The organism is Flavobacterium reichenbachii (genome assembly GCF_002217435.1).
Classification (GTDB): Bacteria; Bacteroidota; Bacteroidia; order Flavobacteriales; family Flavobacteriaceae; genus Flavobacterium; species Flavobacterium reichenbachii.
This window is the reverse complement of record NZ_MUHF01000010.1, coordinates 29,269-48,512: the sequence shown is the minus strand read 5'-3', so window position 1 is coordinate 48,512 and position 19,244 is coordinate 29,269. Positions and strand designations below refer to the sequence as shown.

General features: G+C 33.8%; 14 protein-coding genes. All 14 read left to right on the top strand.

Going from position 1 to position 19,244, the window contains the following annotated elements; translation table 11 throughout:
- The first annotated feature begins 447 nt into the window (after positions 1–447).
- The 14 genes from B0A68_RS10240 (at position 448) to queA (ending at position 19,088) form a co-directional block, all read left to right on the top strand.
- Positions 448–1,287 carry a prephenate dehydratase gene (locus B0A68_RS10240; protein WP_035681896.1) on the top strand — a complete coding sequence of 280 codons (840 nt, stop codon included), beginning with the start codon at positions 448–450 and terminating at the stop codon, positions 1,285–1,287.
- Positions 1,288–1,425: 138 nt separating this feature from the next.
- On the top strand, positions 1,426–2,571 hold the full coding sequence (locus tag B0A68_RS10235) for a pyridoxal phosphate-dependent aminotransferase (RefSeq protein WP_035681899.1): 1,146 nt from the start codon (positions 1,426–1,428) through the stop codon (positions 2,569–2,571).
- A gap of 43 nt (positions 2,572–2,614) precedes the next feature.
- On the top strand, positions 2,615–3,472 hold the full coding sequence (locus B0A68_RS10230; protein ID WP_035681902.1) for a prephenate dehydrogenase: 858 nt from the start codon (positions 2,615–2,617) through the stop codon (positions 3,470–3,472).
- Positions 3,473–3,484: 12 nt separating this feature from the next.
- Positions 3,485–4,567 (top strand): bifunctional 3-deoxy-7-phosphoheptulonate synthase/chorismate mutase type II, encoded by a 1,083-nt coding sequence (locus B0A68_RS10225; protein ID WP_035681904.1) that lies wholly within the window; start codon positions 3,485–3,487, stop codon positions 4,565–4,567.
- 207 nt (positions 4,568–4,774) lie between these two features.
- Positions 4,775–8,014 (top strand): VIT domain-containing protein, encoded by a 3,240-nt coding sequence (locus tag B0A68_RS10220; RefSeq protein ID WP_035681908.1) that lies wholly within the window; start codon positions 4,775–4,777, stop codon positions 8,012–8,014.
- A gap of 168 nt (positions 8,015–8,182) precedes the next feature.
- Complete coding sequence (gene rsgA / locus B0A68_RS10215; protein WP_035681910.1) at positions 8,183–9,160, top strand: ribosome small subunit-dependent GTPase A; 978 nt, start codon at positions 8,183–8,185, stop codon at positions 9,158–9,160.
- 30 nt (positions 9,161–9,190) lie between these two features.
- Positions 9,191–9,553 (top strand): four helix bundle protein, encoded by a 363-nt coding sequence (locus tag B0A68_RS10210; RefSeq protein ID WP_035681913.1) that lies wholly within the window; start codon positions 9,191–9,193, stop codon positions 9,551–9,553.
- Positions 9,554–9,587: 34 nt separating this feature from the next.
- Positions 9,588–10,040, top strand: a complete 453-nt coding sequence (gene dtd, locus B0A68_RS10205) for a D-aminoacyl-tRNA deacylase (RefSeq protein WP_035681916.1) — start codon at positions 9,588–9,590, stop codon at positions 10,038–10,040.
- Positions 10,041–10,104: 64 nt separating this feature from the next.
- Entirely contained in the window at positions 10,105–12,012 is a 1,908-nt protein-coding gene (locus B0A68_RS10200) for a DUF3857 domain-containing protein (protein ID WP_035681919.1), read from the top strand.
- A 4-nt stretch (positions 12,013–12,016) separates the two neighbouring features.
- Positions 12,017–14,035 carry a transglutaminase domain-containing protein gene (locus B0A68_RS10195; protein ID WP_035681921.1) on the top strand — a complete coding sequence of 673 codons (2,019 nt, stop codon included), beginning with the start codon at positions 12,017–12,019 and terminating at the stop codon, positions 14,033–14,035.
- Position 14,036: 1 nt separating this feature from the next.
- Positions 14,037–16,028 carry a DUF3857 domain-containing protein gene (locus B0A68_RS10190; RefSeq protein WP_035681924.1) on the top strand — a complete coding sequence of 664 codons (1,992 nt, stop codon included), beginning with the start codon at positions 14,037–14,039 and terminating at the stop codon, positions 16,026–16,028.
- A gap of 2 nt (positions 16,029–16,030) precedes the next feature.
- On the top strand, positions 16,031–16,357 hold the full coding sequence (locus B0A68_RS10185) for a nucleotide pyrophosphohydrolase (RefSeq protein WP_012022600.1): 327 nt from the start codon (positions 16,031–16,033) through the stop codon (positions 16,355–16,357).
- A 99-nt stretch (positions 16,358–16,456) separates the two neighbouring features.
- On the top strand, positions 16,457–17,686 hold the full coding sequence (gene aroA, locus B0A68_RS10180; protein WP_035681926.1) for a 3-phosphoshikimate 1-carboxyvinyltransferase: 1,230 nt from the start codon (positions 16,457–16,459) through the stop codon (positions 17,684–17,686).
- 352 nt (positions 17,687–18,038) lie between these two features.
- Complete coding sequence (queA, locus tag B0A68_RS10175; protein ID WP_035681928.1) at positions 18,039–19,088, top strand: tRNA preQ1(34) S-adenosylmethionine ribosyltransferase-isomerase QueA; 1,050 nt, start codon at positions 18,039–18,041, stop codon at positions 19,086–19,088.
- Positions 19,089–19,244: the final 156 nt, after the last annotated feature.

Genomic DNA, 19,244 nt, shown 5'->3' with positions numbered 1-19,244 from the left:
TGAAACCACGGGCTATGTTTGATTATAATTGAATATAAAATAAACAATATTCAAAAAAAGTTCCCGCGCAATTATAACCAAAGACTTTTTCAAATCTTAGAACCTTAGCATCTCAGAATCTCAGAACCTTCAAAAACTGATTGTAAATATCTCATTTTAAGTCCGTATTTTTATATTATCATACAAAACCTGCCAAATTTGTTAAGAAATCCTTTTTTGTTTCATAAAATGCATTATTTTTTTTGGTGCGGTAAAAATAATTTATACATTCGCAGAGAATTTAAATAATAACACAAACAAAATGGCATCTAACCGTTTTTATTTTAGCAACAATTTTTATTTCTTCTTTAGTAGAAGTCAGGATTGTGCTATGGTTATTTGAGAAATATAAAGACAAATAAAACTAATATACAATCCTGATGAAAATCAGGATTTTTTTTTGAATATATGACAACGAAAATTGCAATACAAGGTATAAAAGGTTCTTTTCATCATCAGGTTGTGAAAGAGTATTTCTCTGAAAACGTGGAAATTGATGAATGTCTGTCTTTTGAAGAATTGATTGACAGCCTTATTACCGGAAAATCGGATCAGGCAGTTATGGCGATTGAAAATTCGATAGCAGGACCGATTATTCCGAATTATGCTTTGATTGACAAGAATAATTTGCATATTATTGGCGAGCATTATTTAAGCATCCACCAAAATTTAATGACTTTGAAAGGTCAGAAAATTGAAGACATAAAAGAAGTTCATTCTCACCCAATGGCAATTTTGCAATGTATGGATTTCCTGAAAAAATATCCGAACATTAAATTGGTTGAAGACAAAGATACAGCTGAAACAGCGCGAAGAATTCAGGAAAAACAATTGACAGGAATTGCAGCAATTGCAAGTAAAACAGCTTCTGAAATGTATGATTTAGAAATCATCGCGCCAGAAATTCAAACGATCAAAAACAATATGACTCGTTTTGTGATTATCAAAAAGCAAAATTCATTTTTGCCAGAAAACGAAATCAACAGAGCTTCAATCAAATTTGAATTGGATCATAAAAGAGGAAGTTTAGCGGCGGTTTTAAATGTAATGAGCGACTGCAAATTGAATTTAACAAAAATTCAATCGCTTCCGAAAATTGAAACACCTTGGAAATATTCATTTTTCGTAGACGTGACATTCGAGAAATACGAAGATTTCGCAAAAGCAAAATCGTTATTAAATATAATGGCAGAATATTTAAAAGTTCTGGGAGAATATAAGAATACAAAACCTTTGAGTGAGTCTTAGATTAGTCTTAAAGTTGAAAAGTCGAAAGTCATAAAGTCAAAAAAGCGTAATGCTTAAGGCGTAAAGTCTAGAGCAAAAATAAAAGTAAAAAGAGCATAAAGCTTACGGCCTAAAGCCTAAAGCAAAAAATAGAAAAAAATGATTACAACAGCAAAAAGATTAGATACAGTTGAAGAATACTACTTCTCATCAAAATTGAGAGAAGTTCGTCAACTAATGTCTGAAGGGAAACCGATCATCAATATGGGAATTGGAAGCCCTGATTTGAGTCCGTCAAAAGAAGTTATTGAAGCAGTCGCTGCAGCAATTTTAGATGAAAACGGACATGGTTATCAAAGCTATCAGGGATTACCGGAATTGAGAAAAGGGATGGCCGATTTTTATCAGAATCAATTTGGTGTTGCGTTAAATCCTAATAATGAGATTTTGCCTTTGATGGGTTCGAAAGAAGGAATTATGCACATTTCGTTAGCCTTTTTAAATGAAGGCGATCATGTTTTGATTCCGAATCCAGGTTATCCGACTTATACTTCGGTAACTAATTTGGTTGGAGCAGTTCCGGTTTATTACGATTTGAAAGAAGAAAATAAATGGGAACCGGATTTTGAAGCTTTAGAAAAACTGGATCTTTCGAAAGTAAAAATTATGTGGCTGGGATATCCGCACATGCCGACAGGAGCGAGAGGAAGTTTAGCGTTATTTGAAAAATTGGTTGCTTTTGCTAAAAAACACAATATATTATTGATCAACGACAATCCGTATAGTTTTGTTTTGAATGATAATCCGATGAGTTTATTACAGGTTGAAGGCGCAAAAGAAGTGGCTTTAGAATTGAATTCACTTAGTAAAACGTTCAACATGGCTGGCTGGAGAGTCGGAATGGTTTTAGGAAATCCTGAAATTATCGATGCAGTCCTAAAAGTTAAAAGCAATATGGACAGCGGTATGTTTTACGGAATTCAAAAAGGTGCAATCGCAGCGTTGAATTGTGATAAATCATGGTTCGAAGATCAAAATAAAATTTACAGACGCCGAAGAGAATTAACAGAAAAACTAGCAGAGAAATTAGGATGCGAAGTTTATAAAGAAGGCGTTGGACTTTTTGTCTGGGCGAAACTTCCGGCAGGAATCGAATCTTCAGAAAAATTCATTGACGAAATATTATATGAGAAACACATCTTCATCACGCCGGGAACTATTTTCGGGAGCAACGGTGAAGGATATATCAGATTTTCATTGTGTGTGAAAGAAGAAAAAGTACAGGAAGCTATAGATAGATTTTAGAAGCAAGAGCCAAGACTTTTTTAAAACTTGGATTTAAAAAGATATGAAAGTATACGTAATAGGAATAGGATTAATTGGAGGGTCGATGGTGCTGGACATCAAGGAGAAGCATCCGAAAGCAACTATTTTTGGAATTGACAGTAATGAGAATCATTTGCAGGAAGCAATTGATTTAGGCGTTATCGACGAAGCAGGAAAATTTGAAGATCTTGCAGAAGCCGATTTTGTCATTGTTTCGGTTCCTGTAGATGTGGCGATGACACTTTTGCCAAAAGTTCTTGATGCAGCGGGTGATAAAACAATTGTTTTTGAAGTGGGATCAACCAAAAAACCAATTTGTGAAGCAGTTGCAAGTCATCCGAAAAGGAGAAATTTTATTGCAACACACCCCATTGCGGGAACGGAGTTTTCAGGACCTTCGGCGGCGATAAAAGGTTTGTTTCAAGGGAAAACGAATATTATCTGCGAAGTAGAGAAAACTACCTTTAAACTTCAGGAAAAAGCATTAAAACTTTTCGCAGAAATCGGAATGAGAATTCGATACATGGATCCGACTTCACACGACAAACATATTGCTTACGTTTCGCATTTGTCACACATTAGTTCGTTTATGCTCGGAAAAACAGTCATGAATAAAGAAAAAGACGAACAGGATATTTTTGATATGGCGGGAAGTGGATTTGAAAGTACGGTTCGTCTGGCAAAAAGTTCGCCCGCAATGTGGACACCAATTTTTAAGCAAAACAAAGAGCATGTTATTGAAACATTAGAAGAATACATTTCAAATCTCAGTCGGTTTAGGGATTTGTTGAAAGATGAAAATTACGACGCCATTTTTGAAGAAATGGAAAGTACCAATAAAATTAAGGAAATATTAAACGGATTAACAATTAAAAAGTAAACTATAATAAAGATGGAAAATAAGAAAGAAATGAGAAAGTGGTTAGAAGATTTCAATTTAAATCACCCACTTGTGATAGCTGGACCTTGTAGTGCAGAAACGGAAGATCAAGTATTGAAAATTGCTCACGAATTAAAAGATTCAAAAGTTAGTGTATTCAGAGCTGGAATCTGGAAACCAAGAACGCGTCCGGGAGGATTTGAAGGTGTTGGTGAAATTGGTTTAAAATGGTTGCAAAAAGCAAAAGCAGAAACTGGTTTATTAATGGGTACTGAAGTTGCGACTGCAGCGCACTGTAAACTGGCTTTAGAACATGATATCGACGTTTTATGGGTTGGTGCTCGTACAACTGCAAATCCTTTTGCGGTTCAGGAAATTGCGGACACATTAAAAGGAACTGATAAAATCGTTTTGGTTAAAAACCCTGTAAACCCGGATTTGGCTTTATGGTTAGGCGGTGTTGAGCGTTTACACATGGCTGGAATCGAAAAATTAGGAGTTATTCACAGAGGTTTTTCTACTTACGAAAAAACAAAATACAGAAATATTCCAGAGTGGCAGATTGCTATCGAATTACAAAATAAATTCCCTGATTTACCATTAATTATCGATCCATCTCACATTACAGGAGATCGTAAAATGATTTTTGAAGTAACGCAAGAGGCTTTAGATTTGAACTACGACGGTATGATTATCGAAACGCACTACGATCCGGACAACGCTTGGTCTGATGCTGCGCAGCAAGTTACTCCAGACGTTTTGAAACAAATCATTAAAGATTTGACGATCAGAAAAACAGATGATACTACAGATCAGTACACTCAAAAAATGACTAAACTTAGAGCTAACATCGATGTTTTGGATGCTAACTTATTAGAGTTGTTAGGAAAACGTATGAAAGTGGCTGACGAAATTGGTCAGGTGAAAAAAGATGCAAACGTAGCGATTCTTCAAAACAACCGTTGGAACGAAATCTTAGGGAAAATGATTTTGGAAGGTGAGAAAAAAGGTCTTACTGAAGAGTTTGTTTTGAGAATGTTTAAAGCAATTCACCAGGAAAGTATTGGTCACCAAGAGAAAATTTTCAACGCATAATTTCTTCTAAACCATATAAGTGATATAAGTATTATAAGTTTTCTTTATACGTAGAACTTAAATTTTCTTATATCATTGATGTGATAAAATTTTTAAATCTCCATTGCTGTAAGGCTTTGGAGGTTTTTTTTAAAATAAAGTTTTTTCTTCCCAACCTTTTTGTTTCTTTTGATCTCTATAAAGATATACAATCTTAACTTTCGAGTCATGAAACCAAAAATGTTTAAGCCAGAGAATTTTCAAATCCGTTTGGGATTATTATTTTATGTTCTGCTTTGTTTAGGAACAAAAACTTTTGCACAAAGTCCAGAATTAACCGTAAAAGGTGATCAGGCTGAAAAAGTCAGAATGAGCCAGCTTATTGTTAATGTAAAAGTGGTCGGAAATATTGCTTATACTACTGCCGAAATGCATTTTTTTAATTCTAGTGATCGTCAGATGGAAGCAGAACTTATTTTTCCGCTGCCAGAAAATGTTTCGGTTTCGCGATATGCAATTGATATCAACGGTAAAATGCGAGAAGCTGTTCCTGTAGACAAAAACAAAGGGAAACAGGTTTTTGAAGCTATTGAACATCGTCGTGTTGATCCGGGACTGCTGGAAAAAGTCGACGGGAATAATTTTAGAACGAGAATTTATCCATTATTGCCAAATGGCGAACGTATCGTAATTATTGGTTATGAGGAAGAACTTGGTGCATCTGATAAAAATAATCTGGCGTATCAGTTGGTCAGCCGTTATCCTAAAAAGCTGGATAAATTTGATTTGAATGTTTCGGTTTTGGGAATTCAAGAAAAACCGGCCGTAACGGGTGATTCTGAAAAAGAAATTGTTTTTTCAAAATGGGATCAGACGTTTCAGGCCTCATTAAAAAAAGAAAATTATCAGCCTTCTGAGAAATTACTTTTTAAAATTCCGATACAGCAAAATGTTTCAAGTGTTGTAACTCAGAATGTGGGCGGGCAATATTATTTTTACGGAAATGCTTTTGTGGATGGAGTTAAAACAGCTAAGAAATTACCAAATTCAATTGGTTTGATCTGGGATAATTCATTAAGCTGTCAAACCCGCGATTTGAAAAAGGAATTGGATTTGCTGGATTCCTATCTTCAAAAAATAAAAAATACAAAAGTTACTTTATACTTTCTTAATTACACTTTTCAGAAACAAAGAGAATTTGTGATTGCTGATGGAAATTGGGCCGAATTAAAAGCAGTTTTAGAAAAAGTAAAATACGATGGAGGAACTCGTTTTTCGCAATTGAATTTTGACAATCAAGATGAATATTTATTTTTCACTGATGGATTATCTTCTTTGAGCGAGAATGTTTTACCAAAAACGAAAAGGCCGGTTTATGCCATTACATCTTCGGTTTCTGCAGATTTTGCTTTTCTGAATTTTTCATCAACGAAAACTGGCGGTAATTTTATCAATCTAAATCAGACCAATCCTAAAACCGCTTTGGATAAACTGACAAATACTAATTTGAAATTTTTAGGCATAAAAGAGAATTTAACTGTAACCGATTTGTTTCCGATGGAAGGAAGTTCCGTTTCAGGAAATTTTAGTTTTTCCGGAATTTCATTAAATCCAAAAAATGAAATTACATTGTTATTTGGTTATAATAATGAAGTCGTTTTAGAACGTAAAATCTCTCTGGATGCTGTTTCTCAAAATACAACTGATATCAATATCGAAAAACTTTGGGCACAGAAAAAAATAGCCAATCTGGAATTGCAGTATGATAAAAATGCAGATGAAATTGAAGTTTTAGGAAAGAAATACGGAATCGTAACCAAAAATACTTCGCTGATTGTTTTAGAAAGTCTTCTGGATTATATCTCGTATGACATTGTACCGCCGGCAGAATTAAGAGCAGAGTTTGATCGAATTAGAAAACAAGAACAAGACATTAATCTGGCTAAGCAAACCAATAATTGGGAGAATATTGATAGTTATTTTCAAGAATTAAGCGGATGGTGGAAAAGAAATGTGAAATATGCCGGTCAGAAAATTTCATCTAAATATAAGCACACAAGATACGCTCCGGCGCCACGAGGTAGAGGTGAAGCTGTAGAAACGATTAAAGGAGATCCTGATGCAATTGTAACAGTAGACGTGCTCGTTCATTCAGTAGCAGCGAATATGGTTATGGAAGACAACAATGTATATCAAGAGGCAACACCGCCACAAGCTCCGCAAGCAGATCAGGTTAAATATGTGAAACCTGTAGTGGCTAATTCTTCAGAGAACCAAACTTTTAGAGATGGAGATAAAAAATCTGATGATTTAAAAGAAGTTGTCATCGTAGGATATGCAACAAAAAAACGAGAAGTGCAGACCTCTGCTATGCAGACTATCTCGTCTCGAAGTCTTTCAGAAAAAGAAGATGTATCCCAAGCGCTTAAAGATAAAACTGAAGGTAAAATTGAAAATAAAACTGAAACTGTTTCATTTGGTCGCGATGACGATAGAATGAGTGAAATAATTGTTCGGGCAGAGCATGTTGCAGATACTGTACATGTTGACAATAATGAATCTCAAGCGGAAACGAAAATCTGGAACCCGGACCGATTGTATTTAAAAGCATTAGCCAAAGCTCCAAAAGAAAAACAATATGATTTGTATTTTGAGTTAAGAAAATCACAGGAACAAAATCCTAGTTTTTATTTTGATGTAGCGCACTTTTTCTACAACCAGGGAGATGTGAAAAAAGCATTGCAAATCATTAGTAATATTGCCGATTTGGGATTAGAAAATCACCAGCTTTACAAAACGCTGACTTATACTTTACGTCAATGGAAAAGTTATGAAGATGCATTGTACACAGCAGAACAGGTTGCAAAATGGAGAGCACACGAACCGCAGAGTCTGAGAGATTATGCATTGGCTCTTGAAGATTCTGGAAAACATCAGGAAGCTTTTGATGAGTTAATTGAAGCGCTGGAAGTAAATTATTACGGTGAAATGAGCGGACAGTACGAAGGGGTTGAAGATATTATTTTGATGGATATGAACCGCATTATGGCATCGCACAGCAGTATTAAAACCGGAAAATTAGCCAAAAAATATCTTCAGAAAATGCCAGTTGATATTAGAATTATCCTGAACTGGAATTTGATGGATGTTGATTTAGATCTCCATGTTATTGAGCCAACAGGAGAAGAATGTTATTACAGTCACAAAACAACAAGAGCAGGCGCAAGATTTTCTAAAGATTTTACTGAAGGTTATGGCCCAGAGCAGTATTTAATTCGAAACGCAGTAAAAGGTAAATATTTGATTAAAACCAATTATTTTGGTGAAACCGAATTGACAGAAAGCGGTCCTGCCACATTAATGGTCGAAATTTATACGACCAAAGCAGGTAAAACTTCCAGAATTCTAAAAACAATTCAGTTAGGCAAAATAAAAGAAAATGGAATTTTGGCTCAAATTGTTTGGTAAGGGTAAGAAATTCAAAAGATAGATTTTAATTTTAAAAGGCGAAGTTGCGTTGTTCAATTCTAAAAACGTAATTTTGCCTTTTATTTTTTAGTCTTCTAAAGAATGAGAATCTAATCCCGTACCGAAGCTTCGGTATCGGGACTAAAATCAGAAATCTAAAATTAAAGAATGACAGGACTCGTATATAAATCTACAGGAAGCTGGTACACTGTAAAATCTGAAAAAGGCGATTTTATAGAATGCCGTATGAAAGGGAAGTTTAGGATGAAGGGTATAAAAAGTACCAATCCTATCGCTGTGGGCGATATTGTAGATTACGATTTAGAAGAAACTTCGGATGCTGTTACGGGAACGATTCATACTATTCACGAAAGAAAAAATTACATCGTTCGTAAATCGGTAAATTTATCGCATCAAATGCATATTATTGCTTCCAATATTGATCGCGTTTTTTTATTGATTACAATTAATAATCCTCCAACTACTTTTAATTTTATTGATCGTTTTTTGGTTACTGCCGAAGCTTATAATATTGAAACAATTTTGGTTTTTAATAAAATAGACACTTTTGACGAGCCAACTCTTGAAGATCAGTTGTATATGCAGTATGTATATCAGCAAATTGGTTATAAATGTCTGCGTGTTTCTTCAACAGAAATGAAAGGTGTTGACGAATTAAAAGAAATGATGATCGGAAAAGTAAGTATGTTTTCGGGACATTCTGGTGTTGGTAAATCTACTTTGGTAAATGCCATGGAACCTTCTCTGCATCTTAAAACCAAAAACATTTCAGAAGCCAGCAAGCAAGGTCAGCACACCACCACTTTTGCAGAAATGTATGATTTATCATTTAATGCAAAAATTATCGATACGCCGGGAATCAAAGGTTTCGGAATTGTTGATATGGAAAAAGAAGAAATCAGCGGTTATTTTCCTGAATTCTTTAAACTAAAAGATCAATGTAAATTCAATAACTGCCTCCATAAAGAAGAACCTCACTGTGCCATAAAAGCAGCTTTAGAAAAAGACGAGATCGCTTGGTCGCGATATAACAGTTATTTAAAAATCTTAGAAGGTGATGACGAAAATTACCGTACAGATTCTTACGATGAAGATCGAAAAGCAAGTGATGAAATGAGGAAATAATTGTGAATTGTAAATGGTTAATTGTAAATTATGACTGAGAATGTAATTAAAGTAAAATCGTTCAGTTTTGCATTGCGGATTATCAAATTATTTCAATTTTTAAATGTCGAAAAAAAAGAGTTTATTCTGAGTAAACAATTACTTAGGAGCGGAACAGCAATTGGAGCATTGGTTAGAGAATCGGAACAAGCAGAAAGTAAAAAAGACTTTATTCATAAACTTGCAATTGCTCAAAAAGAAGCTAATGAAACAGATTATTGGTTAGAATTATTATTTCAATCTGATTACTTGAATCAAATCCAGTTTCAATCTATAAAATCTGATATTATAGAAATAAATAAAATTTTGGCATCGATAATAATTACCACAAAGCAAAAACTCGTAGTAAAATAAATTCACAATTCACAATTTACAATTCACCATTACTATGAAAATAGTTCTTCAAAGAGTTTCTCAGGCATCAGTAACAATTGATTTTAAAATTGTTGCAGACATTCAAAAAGGATTATTGGTTTTAGTCGGAATTGAAGATGCCGACACTCCCGAAGATATTGACTGGCTTGTTGGGAAAATCATTAAAATGAGAATTTTTGGTGACGAGAATGATGTTATGAACTGCTCTGTTCAGGATGTCGACGGCGATATTATTGTGGTAAGTCAATTTACACTTCATGCTTCTGCTAAAAAAGGGAATCGTCCGTCTTACCTAAAAGCTTCAAAACCAGAATTTGCAATTCCGATGTATGAGAATTTTGTAAAGTCTTTAGAAAAAGAGTTCAATAAAAAAGTGCAAACTGGAGTTTTTGGTGCGGATATGAAAGTTAATCTGTTAAATGACGGTCCTGTAACAATTTTGATAGACAGCAAAAACAGGGAATAAAATTTAATAAACATTTGTTAAGGATTTCTAAAAATAAATATATATTTGACGAAAATACTTACTAATGAAAAACCTTTACTCTGCGTTATTTTTTCTTTTAATTTCCTTAATTTCTTCCGCTCAAAAAAACAATTATTCGAGTCTTATAATTTCGGACAGCCTTAAAGACAATGCTAATGCTGTAGTTCGTCTCAATCAAATTGATATTGTTATTTCATCTCAGCGAGATATGAATATCAAAACACAACGAGTAGTTACGGTTTTAAATGAAAAAGGAATAGGCGAGATGGATGCTTTTCAGCATTATGATAAAACAACTTCGGTGAGAGGAATTGAGGCTGTTATTTATGACTCCTTTGGAAATGAAATCAAGAAAATCAAAAGAAAAGATTTTAGAGATCAGAGCGCGGTAAGCGGCAGTACACTTTTTTCAGACAATCGTGTTATTTATTTAGATTACACTCCTATTGCATATCCTTTTACAATAGTTTATAATTGCGAAGTTCAAACTTCAAATACAGCATTTATTCCGCAATGGTATCCGTTAAGTGGATATTATTTAAGTGTTGAAAAAAGTGTTTTAAATGTGACTTTCCCAAACAATCTCGGATTCAAAAAGAAAGAATTTCAATTTGCCAATTTCAATATAAAAAGAACATTAGACACAGATACCAAACTCTCTTATGAAGTTTTAAATATTCTGGCACAAAAACAAGAGGATTACAGTCCTTCTTATTCTGATCTTTTTCCGAAAGTAATGATGGGTCTGGAAAGTTTTCATCTTGAAGGCGTTGACGGAACTGCCACAACTTGGGAAGCATTTGGTAAATGGTACGGCGATAAAATATTAACCGGAACTACAATTCTGCCCGAAGAAACCAAAACGAAGATAAAAGCACTTGTAGGAAATGAAAAAGATCCTGTAAAGAAAGCAAAAATCATTTACGATTATGTGCAGAAAAAATCAAGATATGTAAACATTGCTGTGGGTATAGGAGGATGGAAACCTATGCAGGCTTCAGATGTGGATCGTTTGGGGTATGGAGATTGTAAAGCATTATCAAATTATACAAAAGCACTTTTGCAGGCAGTTGATGTTCCTTCTTACAATACTATTTTATACGGAGATCGTTACAAATCGGATATTCAGTCTGATTTTGTTTCCATGCAGGGAAATCATATGATCTTGGCAATACCAACAGGCAATACTTATACATGGCTGGAATGTACAAGTCAAGATGATCCGTTTGGATATCAAGGCACTTTTACAGATGATAGATACGTTTTGGTTGTTAAGCCAGAAGGAGGAGAAATTGTGAGAACAAAGATTTATGAAGATTCTGGAAATACACAAAAAGACAAAGGAGTATACACAATCGACGAAAACGGAAATTTTTCAGGTTCTATAGCCATAATTTCAGAAGGAAGTCAATACAGTTCAAAATCAAGAGTAGAAGCGTTACAGCCAACAGAAAAAGAAACACATTATAAAGAATATTGGGATAATATCAATAATCTTAAACTGGGAAAAATAACCTTTACCAATGACAAAGAGAATGTCCGTTTTACAGAAGAGATTCAGGTTAATGCAATAAATTACGGAACAATTTCGGCCAATAAAATGATTTTTGTATTAGATGCTTTCAATCAAAACAATCAAAGTGCAAAACGTATCAGAAACAGAAAAAATCCATTTCAAATTCAGCGCGGTTATTTGGATACTGATGAAATTGAAATAAATCTGCCGGCAGGTTTTTCAATAGAGTTTCTGCCTTCAAATTTTGAAGTAAAAAACAAGTTTGGAGAATATAAAACAGAAGTCATTAAAAGAGAAAATAATAAACTAACCTATAAGAGATCTATGTTTCTTAATAAAGGAAAATATTCTAATAAAGAATATGATGAATACCGCCTTTTTTTGGAGCAGATTTCTAAAAATGATAACGCCAAAATTATACTAACCAAGAATTAACAAAATGGAAACCATCAAAAATTTTAGCCTGCTAATCCTGCTGTTGCTTGCTTCAGAAATTACAGCTCAGGAATTCAAATTAGGAAAAGTATCTATTGCCGAATTGGAGCAGAAAGTACATCCTAAAGATTCTGCTGCACCCGCGGCAATTTTGTACAAAAAAGGAAAAGCAAAAATCGAATATGATACGAATGATGGCTTTATAACGGTGACAGAAGTAGAAGCCAGAATAAAAATTTACAAGAAAGAAGGTTATAACTGGGCAAACGAAAGAGTTTGGTACTACAGCGCTTCTGGATCTTCTGAGAAAGTTTCGTTTACTGATGCTGTAACCTATAATCTGGTAGATGGTAAAATTGAAAAAACCAAACTGAAATCAGAAGGAACATTTGATGAGGTTATAAGTAAATACAGATCGCAGAAAAAAATCACCATGCCCAATGTAAAAGAAGGTTCTGTGATAGAATTCAGATATATAATCAGAAATCCTAACGGAAATGTAATTAGAGAGTGGGATTTTCAGACCAGTATTCCTGTAAATTATTCAGAATTTAAAACTTATGTTCCAGAATATTATGTCTTTAATCCAAGGCAGAAAGGATATATTTTTCCTAAAATGACCTCAGAAAAAGCAGAAAGATCGATAACATTTACAACCAAAGAACGATCTGGTGGCGGCTGGACATCTAGTCAAACTAGTTACAGTTCAAATAAAGTGGACTATTCTGAAACTCAGACAACCTACGTTGGAGAAAATTTTCCAGCGATGAAAGAAGAAGCGTATGTGAATAATATTGACAATTATACTTCTAGTGTTCAGCATGAGCTGGCAATGGTGAAATTTCCGAATGAGCCGATGAAACCACTTTCTACAGATTGGAATTCTGTAGTTAAAACGATTTATAATTATGAAGATTTTGGTCCGGAATTAAACAAAACAGGCTATTTTGAAAATGATTTAAAAGCTTTGCTGCAAGGTAAAAATTCAGACGACGAGAAAATACTGGCCATTTTAAATCACGTTAAAAATAATGTTAAGTGGAATGATTACACAGGTTACAGCTGCGACAATGGTGTGAAAAAAGCATATAAAGAAAAAACGGGAAATATTGCCGACATTAATTTAATGCTTACTGCAATGCTTCGTTATGCAGGTTTAACTGCAAATCCGGTTTTAGTAAGTACGCGCTCAAACGGAATCGCATTATTCCCTAACAGAACTGCTTTTAATTATGTAATTGCAGCTGTTGAAACTCCTAATGGGAATGTATTATTGGATGCATCAGATAAGTTTTCGTCACCAAATATTCTTCCATTTAGAGCTTTAAACTGGCAGGGAAGACTGATTAGAAAAGACGGAACTTCTGACGAAGTTGATTTGATGCCGAAAAAACTTTCTACAGATACCGTTTTTTTAACCTACAGTATAGATGCTGACGGAAAAGTAAATGGTAAAACCAGAAGACAATGTACAGATTATAATGCCATGATTACCAGAGATAATATTAGTTCTGTTAAAGAAGAAGAGTATCTGGAAAAACTCGAAAACAGAAATAATAAAATAGAAATCAGCGATTATGGCAGAACCAACGAAAAAGATATTTTGCTTCCAATTGTAGAAACGTACTCTTTTACAGGAAGCAATTTATGCGAACTTATTGGCGGAAAGATTTATGTAAATCCGATGTTGTTTTTTACAAACAGTAAAAATCCGTTTACGCAGGATGTTAGAGAATATCCGGTAGATTTTGGTTTTCCATTTTTAGATAAATACAACATTACAATTCAAATTCCTGAAGGGTTTTCTGTAGAAACACTGCCTCAGCCTGCGGTTTTGGTTATGGAGGATAATCTGGGAACATTTAAGTTTAACTGTGCTGCAACCGAAAGTAATCTGCAGATTATTATCAGCCACCAGATAAATGAGGGAATCGTAAATATAAGCCAATACGAAATGCTGAAAGAATATTACAAAACCATGATTGCAAAAGAGACAGAAAAAATAGTTTTAAAGAGGATATAATATGATCTTACGTTCAATTCTGCTTTCTTGTATGCTGGTTTTTACTTTTGTAAAAGCAAATGCTCAAACTTATGAATTAGGAAAGGTAACTGTTGCGGAACTTCAGGAAAAAACGTTTCCGAAAGATACGAGCGCACCGGCTGTTATTCTGTATAAAAAGGGAAGAACTTTTTTTACCTATAACAAAGATGCTGGTTTTGCCGCAAACCATGTTTACGAATTTAAAATTAAAATTTATAAAAAAGAAGGATTGCAGTGGGCCGACCAAAAAGTACGATTTTATGTCGGTTACGAAAATATGAACGAAGAACGTGTAGAGTTTTCTGATGCAGTTACATATAACTTGGAAAATGGTAAAATTATAAAGACAAAACTCGAAAACCAAGGTCTTTTTAAAAAGAAAATAAATAAATACTGGAACGAGAAAGTCATAACGCTGCCCAATGTAAAAGCAGGTTCTATCATTGAATATAAGTATGTTTTAAAGTCTGAAAATCTGGTGCGATTTCCCGATTTTGAAATGCAGTATGCTATACCCGTAAATTATTTTGAATATAAAACAGAGATTCCGGAAGTCTATATTTATAAACCAATACTAATCGGGCAATATCCTATAAGTACAGATGCAAAGTTAGGAAACGGAAGTCAGACCTATGAGAATGAACACAATCAGACTAGTTCCCTTACCTACAGACAGATTAACACGACATACAAAGGAAAAGATATTCCAGCGCTTATAAATGAGCCTTATATAAATAATTTGGATAATTATAAAGGCACAATTCAGCACGAACTCGAAAGAATCCGATATCCAGATAAGCCGGACAAAGATTTTACCATTAGTTGGGAAGGAGTGGCATTTAATATTTTTAAAAGCGAAAAATTCGGAAAAGAACTAAACGAAAAGAATTTTTTACTCGAAGATTTAAGGCTGATTCTTAATAATGTAGAGTCTCAAACTGATCGAATGAATGTTATCTTTAAATTCGTTCAGAATAAAATGAATTGGAATGAAGTAAACGATTGCTACACCGATAAAGGAATTAAAAAAGCATATACAGAACAAACGGGCAATGTCGCAGAAATCAATTTTATTTTAATAAATATGCTGAAGCTTGCCGGAATAGAAGCAAATCCGGTTTTGGTAAGTACTATCGATAATGGAATTCCTGCTTATCCAACAAGAACAGGATTTAACTATGTAATTGCAGCAGTAGAAATTGACGGAAAAGAAATTTTGTTAGATGCATCGCATAAATTTACATCACCTGACGTTCTGCCGCTAAATGTCTTAAACTGGAAAGGCAGATTGATCACAAATATCGGAACTTCAAAAGAAATTGATTTAATGCCAAAAGCGGTATCAAGAGATTATTCAAATTTAATGATCAAAATAGATGCTTTGGGTAAAATGGACGGTCAGGCCAGAATTCAAAAATCATATTATGATGCTTATAGTTTCAGAATCAATAATGCAGGAAAAAATGAAGAGAGCTATCTGGAGAAATTAGAACAGCAGTTAGGAGATTTGAAGATTTCAGATTATCATGTCGAAAACAAAAAAACGAATTTAACCGATCCTATTTTAGAAACATTTTCTTTTAAATCAGAAAATCAATCAGAAATTATTGGAGATAAGATTTTTATAAACCCGTTGTTGTTTTTTACAAGATCAAAGAATCCATTTAATCAGGAAAAACGGCAGAATCCCATTTATTTTGGATATCCGTCACAAGAAAAACACAATATTATAATAGATATTCCCGAAGGATATAAAGTGGAGTCTACTCCAAATCCGATCAAAATAGTATCCGAAAGTAAAGACATAATTTATGTTCTAAATATTGTAAAGGACGAAAACAAAATTCAAATTAGTTGTTCAAGAGAGATTAACAATTGTATTTTTGCGGCAGATCAGTACGGAGGATTAAAAGATCTTTTCCAGAAAGTGATTGCGAGTCAAAACGAAAAAATTGTCCTTAAAAAAATATAATCATGGATTTGAAAAATGCACAGCTGGATGTTGATACCTGGATAAAAGAACACGGAGTTCGTTATTTTAATGAATTAACCAATATGGCACAGCTTACGGAAGAAGTGGGTGAAGTTGCCAGAATTATTGCCCGCCGTTACGGTGAACAGTCTGAAAAAGAAAGTGATAAAAATAAAGATTTGGGTGAAGAACTTGCCGATGTAGTTTTTGTGGTGCTCTGCCTTGCCAACCAAACCGGAATTGATTTACAAGCTGCTTTTGACAAAAAAATGGATTTAAAATCGGTTAGAGATAAAGATCGTCATAAAAACAATGATAAATTGAAATAATTGTGAAATATTAAATGCTGATTTTGAATTATGAATGAGGAGTGGTAAATTGCGCGTTCGAATTATGTTACTCGTAATTTGCAACACATAACTAATATCATGAATTTAAAATTAAGCACGAATTCGCAATACATTATTGATGATTCACAACTAAATATTACAGGATCAAAAAGCGAAACCAATCGTTTATTGTTACTAAAAGCATTATTTCCAAATATTACTTTAGCAAATACTTCAAACTCAGATGACAGCGAAGTCATGCAAAAAGCTCTTGCAGGAAATGACGAAATTGTAGACATACATCATGCGGGAACTGCAATGCGTTTCTTAACAGCTTATTTTGCTGTAAACGAAGGCCGAGATGTTGTTTTGACCGGTTCAAGCAGAATGCAGGAACGTCCGATTAAAATTTTGGTTGAGGCTTTGGCACAATTAGGCATTGAGATTTCATACCAAAAAGAAGAAGGTTATCCTCCTATAAAAATTAAAGGAAAAAAAGTTACGGCTTCAAAAGTAACTTTGGCAGCAAATGTAAGCAGTCAGTATATTTCGGCACTTTTATTAGTGGCTTCAAAACTAGAAAATGGTTTAGAATTGACCTTAGAAGGAGAAATTACTTCAATTCCTTACATTAAAATGACTTTGGCTCTTTTGAAAGATTTAGATATTTCGACAAGTTTTGAAGGAAATGTAATCAAAGTTTATCCAAAAGAAACTGTTGAGTCAAAAGAAATGGTTGTAGAATCAGATTGGAGTTCAGCTTCTTATTTCTTTAGTCTTGTCGCGCTTGCCGATGCAGCAAAAATAACATTGAGCAGTTACAAAGAAAACAGTCTGCAGGGAGATTCAGAATTAGTTTCTCTTTATGAAAAAATGGGAGTGAAAACAATTTTCCAAAACAATAAAATGACTTTGGAAAAACAAGCCGGATTTAAGTATCAGGATGTAAATTTTGAATTGAACAATACGCCGGATATTGCTCAGACCATTGTAGTTACTTGTTTAGGTTTAGGAATTGGATGTCATTTGACGGGACTTCATACTTTAAAAATTAAAGAAACAGACCGATTGGAAGCCTTAAGAATTGAGCTTACAAAATTAGGAGCTAATATTTCGGTAACTAATGACAGCCTGACTTTACTGCCTTCTTCAACTATTAATCACGATGTGCATATCGCTACATACAACGATCATCGTATGGCAATGGCATTTGCGCCTTTGGCAATTAAAGTTCCAATTATTATTGATGATGCCGAAGTAGTTTCAAAATCATACCCAGATTTTTGGAATGACTTAAAAGAATTGAATTTCGAAGTTTCAGAATTATAATTTTTTTTGAAACCATATAAGTTATATAAGTTCATTTAAATAAAATGAGCGTAATTGTATAGCCTCCAGTTTTAACTGGAGGTTTTTTTGTGCTTTTTTTGGCTTTAGCCAAATAAAAACACTATCAATTTTAGAAGAATCCAAATTAAAATGAACTTATATAACTTATATGATGAAAAAAATTGCCCAAACTTCATTTTTAAACAACTCTAAACGTTAGCAAATCAACGACTTTTGAAAATAAACAGCAAAACACTTGACAACGCCTATCTCACAATCGTATATTTGCACACGATTTACAATTTTAGATAAAAAAATCTAAAATTGACATTTTAAAATCTTACACTTCAATATGAAATTATCACACTTCAATTTCAATTTACCGAAAGAACTTTTGGCTGAATTTCCAGCAGAGAACAGAGACGAGTCTCGTTTAATGGTAATTGATCGTCAAAAACAAACTATAGAGCATAAAATGTTTAAAGATGTTATCAACTATTTTGATGACGGAGACGTTTTAATTCTTAACAATACTAAAGTTTTTCCTGCACGTTTGTATGGAAATAAAGAAAAAACAGGAGCAAGAATTGAAGTTTTCTTATTAAGAGAATTAAATTCTGAGCAGCGTCTTTGGGATGTTTTAGTTGATCCGGCTAGAAAAATCCGTATTGGAAATAAACTTTATTTTGGTGATGACGATTCGCTTGTTGCTGAGGTAATTGACAATACAACTTCTCGCGGAAGAACATTACGTTTCTTATACGATGGTTCTTATGAAGAATTCAGAAACAAATTGACAGAACTTGGAGAAACTCCAATTCCTAAATATATCAATAGAGAAGTTACAGCAGAAGATGCTGAAAGATACCAAACTATTTATGCAAAAGAAGAAGGAGCTGTTGCAGCGCCGACTGCTGGTTTACACTTTTCAAAACACCTTTTGAAAAAATTGGAAATCAAAGGAGTGAATTTTGCTGAGGTAACTTTACACGTTGGTTTAGGAACTTTTAACCCTGTTGAGGTTGAGGATTTATCTAAACACAAAATGGATTCTGAAGAATTGATTATCAATCAAGAAGCTTGCGATATCGTAAACGAAGCAAAAGCGAAGAAAAAACGTATTTGTGCAGTAGGAACAACTTCTATGCGTGCAATCGAAAGTTCTGTTTCGTCTCAAAATACTTTGAATCCTTACGAGGGCTGGACAAATAAATTTATTTTTCCTCCTCACGATTTTAGTATTGCAAACTGTATGATCACAAATTTCCACACACCAAAATCAACACTATTAATGATGATTTCTGCTTTCTGTGGTCACGATTTAATGAAAAAAGCATACGATGAAGCGATCAAAGAAGGATACAAATTCTATTCTTACGGAGACGCAATGTTAATTATATAATCTGAATTAATTTTAGATACAAATCCGACAGGTATTAAAATCTGTCGGGTTTTTTGTTTATAATGGTTTCAGGTTTCACGTTTCAGGTTTCAAGTTTCACTTTCGTTGTGAAATTTAAACGCAAAGTTCGCAAGGATTTTTTGCTCGGTTTATGTT

Bases quoted from the DNA above. Each gene is read 5' to 3' on its own strand.
- B0A68_RS10240 (WP_035681896.1), top strand. From the start codon at position 448: ATGACAACGAAAATTGCAATACAAGGTATAAAAGGTTCTTTTCATCAT.
- B0A68_RS10235 (WP_035681899.1), top strand. From the start codon at position 1,426: ATGATTACAACAGCAAAAAGATTAGATACAGTTGAAGAATACTACTTC.
- B0A68_RS10230 (WP_035681902.1), top strand. From the start codon at position 2,615: ATGAAAGTATACGTAATAGGAATAGGATTAATTGGAGGGTCGATGGTG.
- B0A68_RS10225 (WP_035681904.1), top strand. From the start codon at position 3,485: ATGGAAAATAAGAAAGAAATGAGAAAGTGGTTAGAAGATTTCAATTTA.
- B0A68_RS10220 (WP_035681908.1), top strand. From the start codon at position 4,775: ATGAAACCAAAAATGTTTAAGCCAGAGAATTTTCAAATCCGTTTGGGA.
- rsgA (WP_035681910.1), top strand. From the start codon at position 8,183: ATGACAGGACTCGTATATAAATCTACAGGAAGCTGGTACACTGTAAAA.
- B0A68_RS10210 (WP_035681913.1), top strand. From the start codon at position 9,191: ATGACTGAGAATGTAATTAAAGTAAAATCGTTCAGTTTTGCATTGCGG.
- dtd (WP_035681916.1), top strand. From the start codon at position 9,588: ATGAAAATAGTTCTTCAAAGAGTTTCTCAGGCATCAGTAACAATTGAT.
- B0A68_RS10200 (WP_035681919.1), top strand. From the start codon at position 10,105: ATGAAAAACCTTTACTCTGCGTTATTTTTTCTTTTAATTTCCTTAATT.
- B0A68_RS10195 (WP_035681921.1), top strand. From the start codon at position 12,017: ATGGAAACCATCAAAAATTTTAGCCTGCTAATCCTGCTGTTGCTTGCT.
- B0A68_RS10190 (WP_035681924.1), top strand. From the start codon at position 14,037: ATGATCTTACGTTCAATTCTGCTTTCTTGTATGCTGGTTTTTACTTTT.
- B0A68_RS10185 (WP_012022600.1), top strand. From the start codon at position 16,031: ATGGATTTGAAAAATGCACAGCTGGATGTTGATACCTGGATAAAAGAA.
- aroA (WP_035681926.1), top strand. From the start codon at position 16,457: ATGAATTTAAAATTAAGCACGAATTCGCAATACATTATTGATGATTCA.
- queA (WP_035681928.1), top strand. From the start codon at position 18,039: ATGAAATTATCACACTTCAATTTCAATTTACCGAAAGAACTTTTGGCT.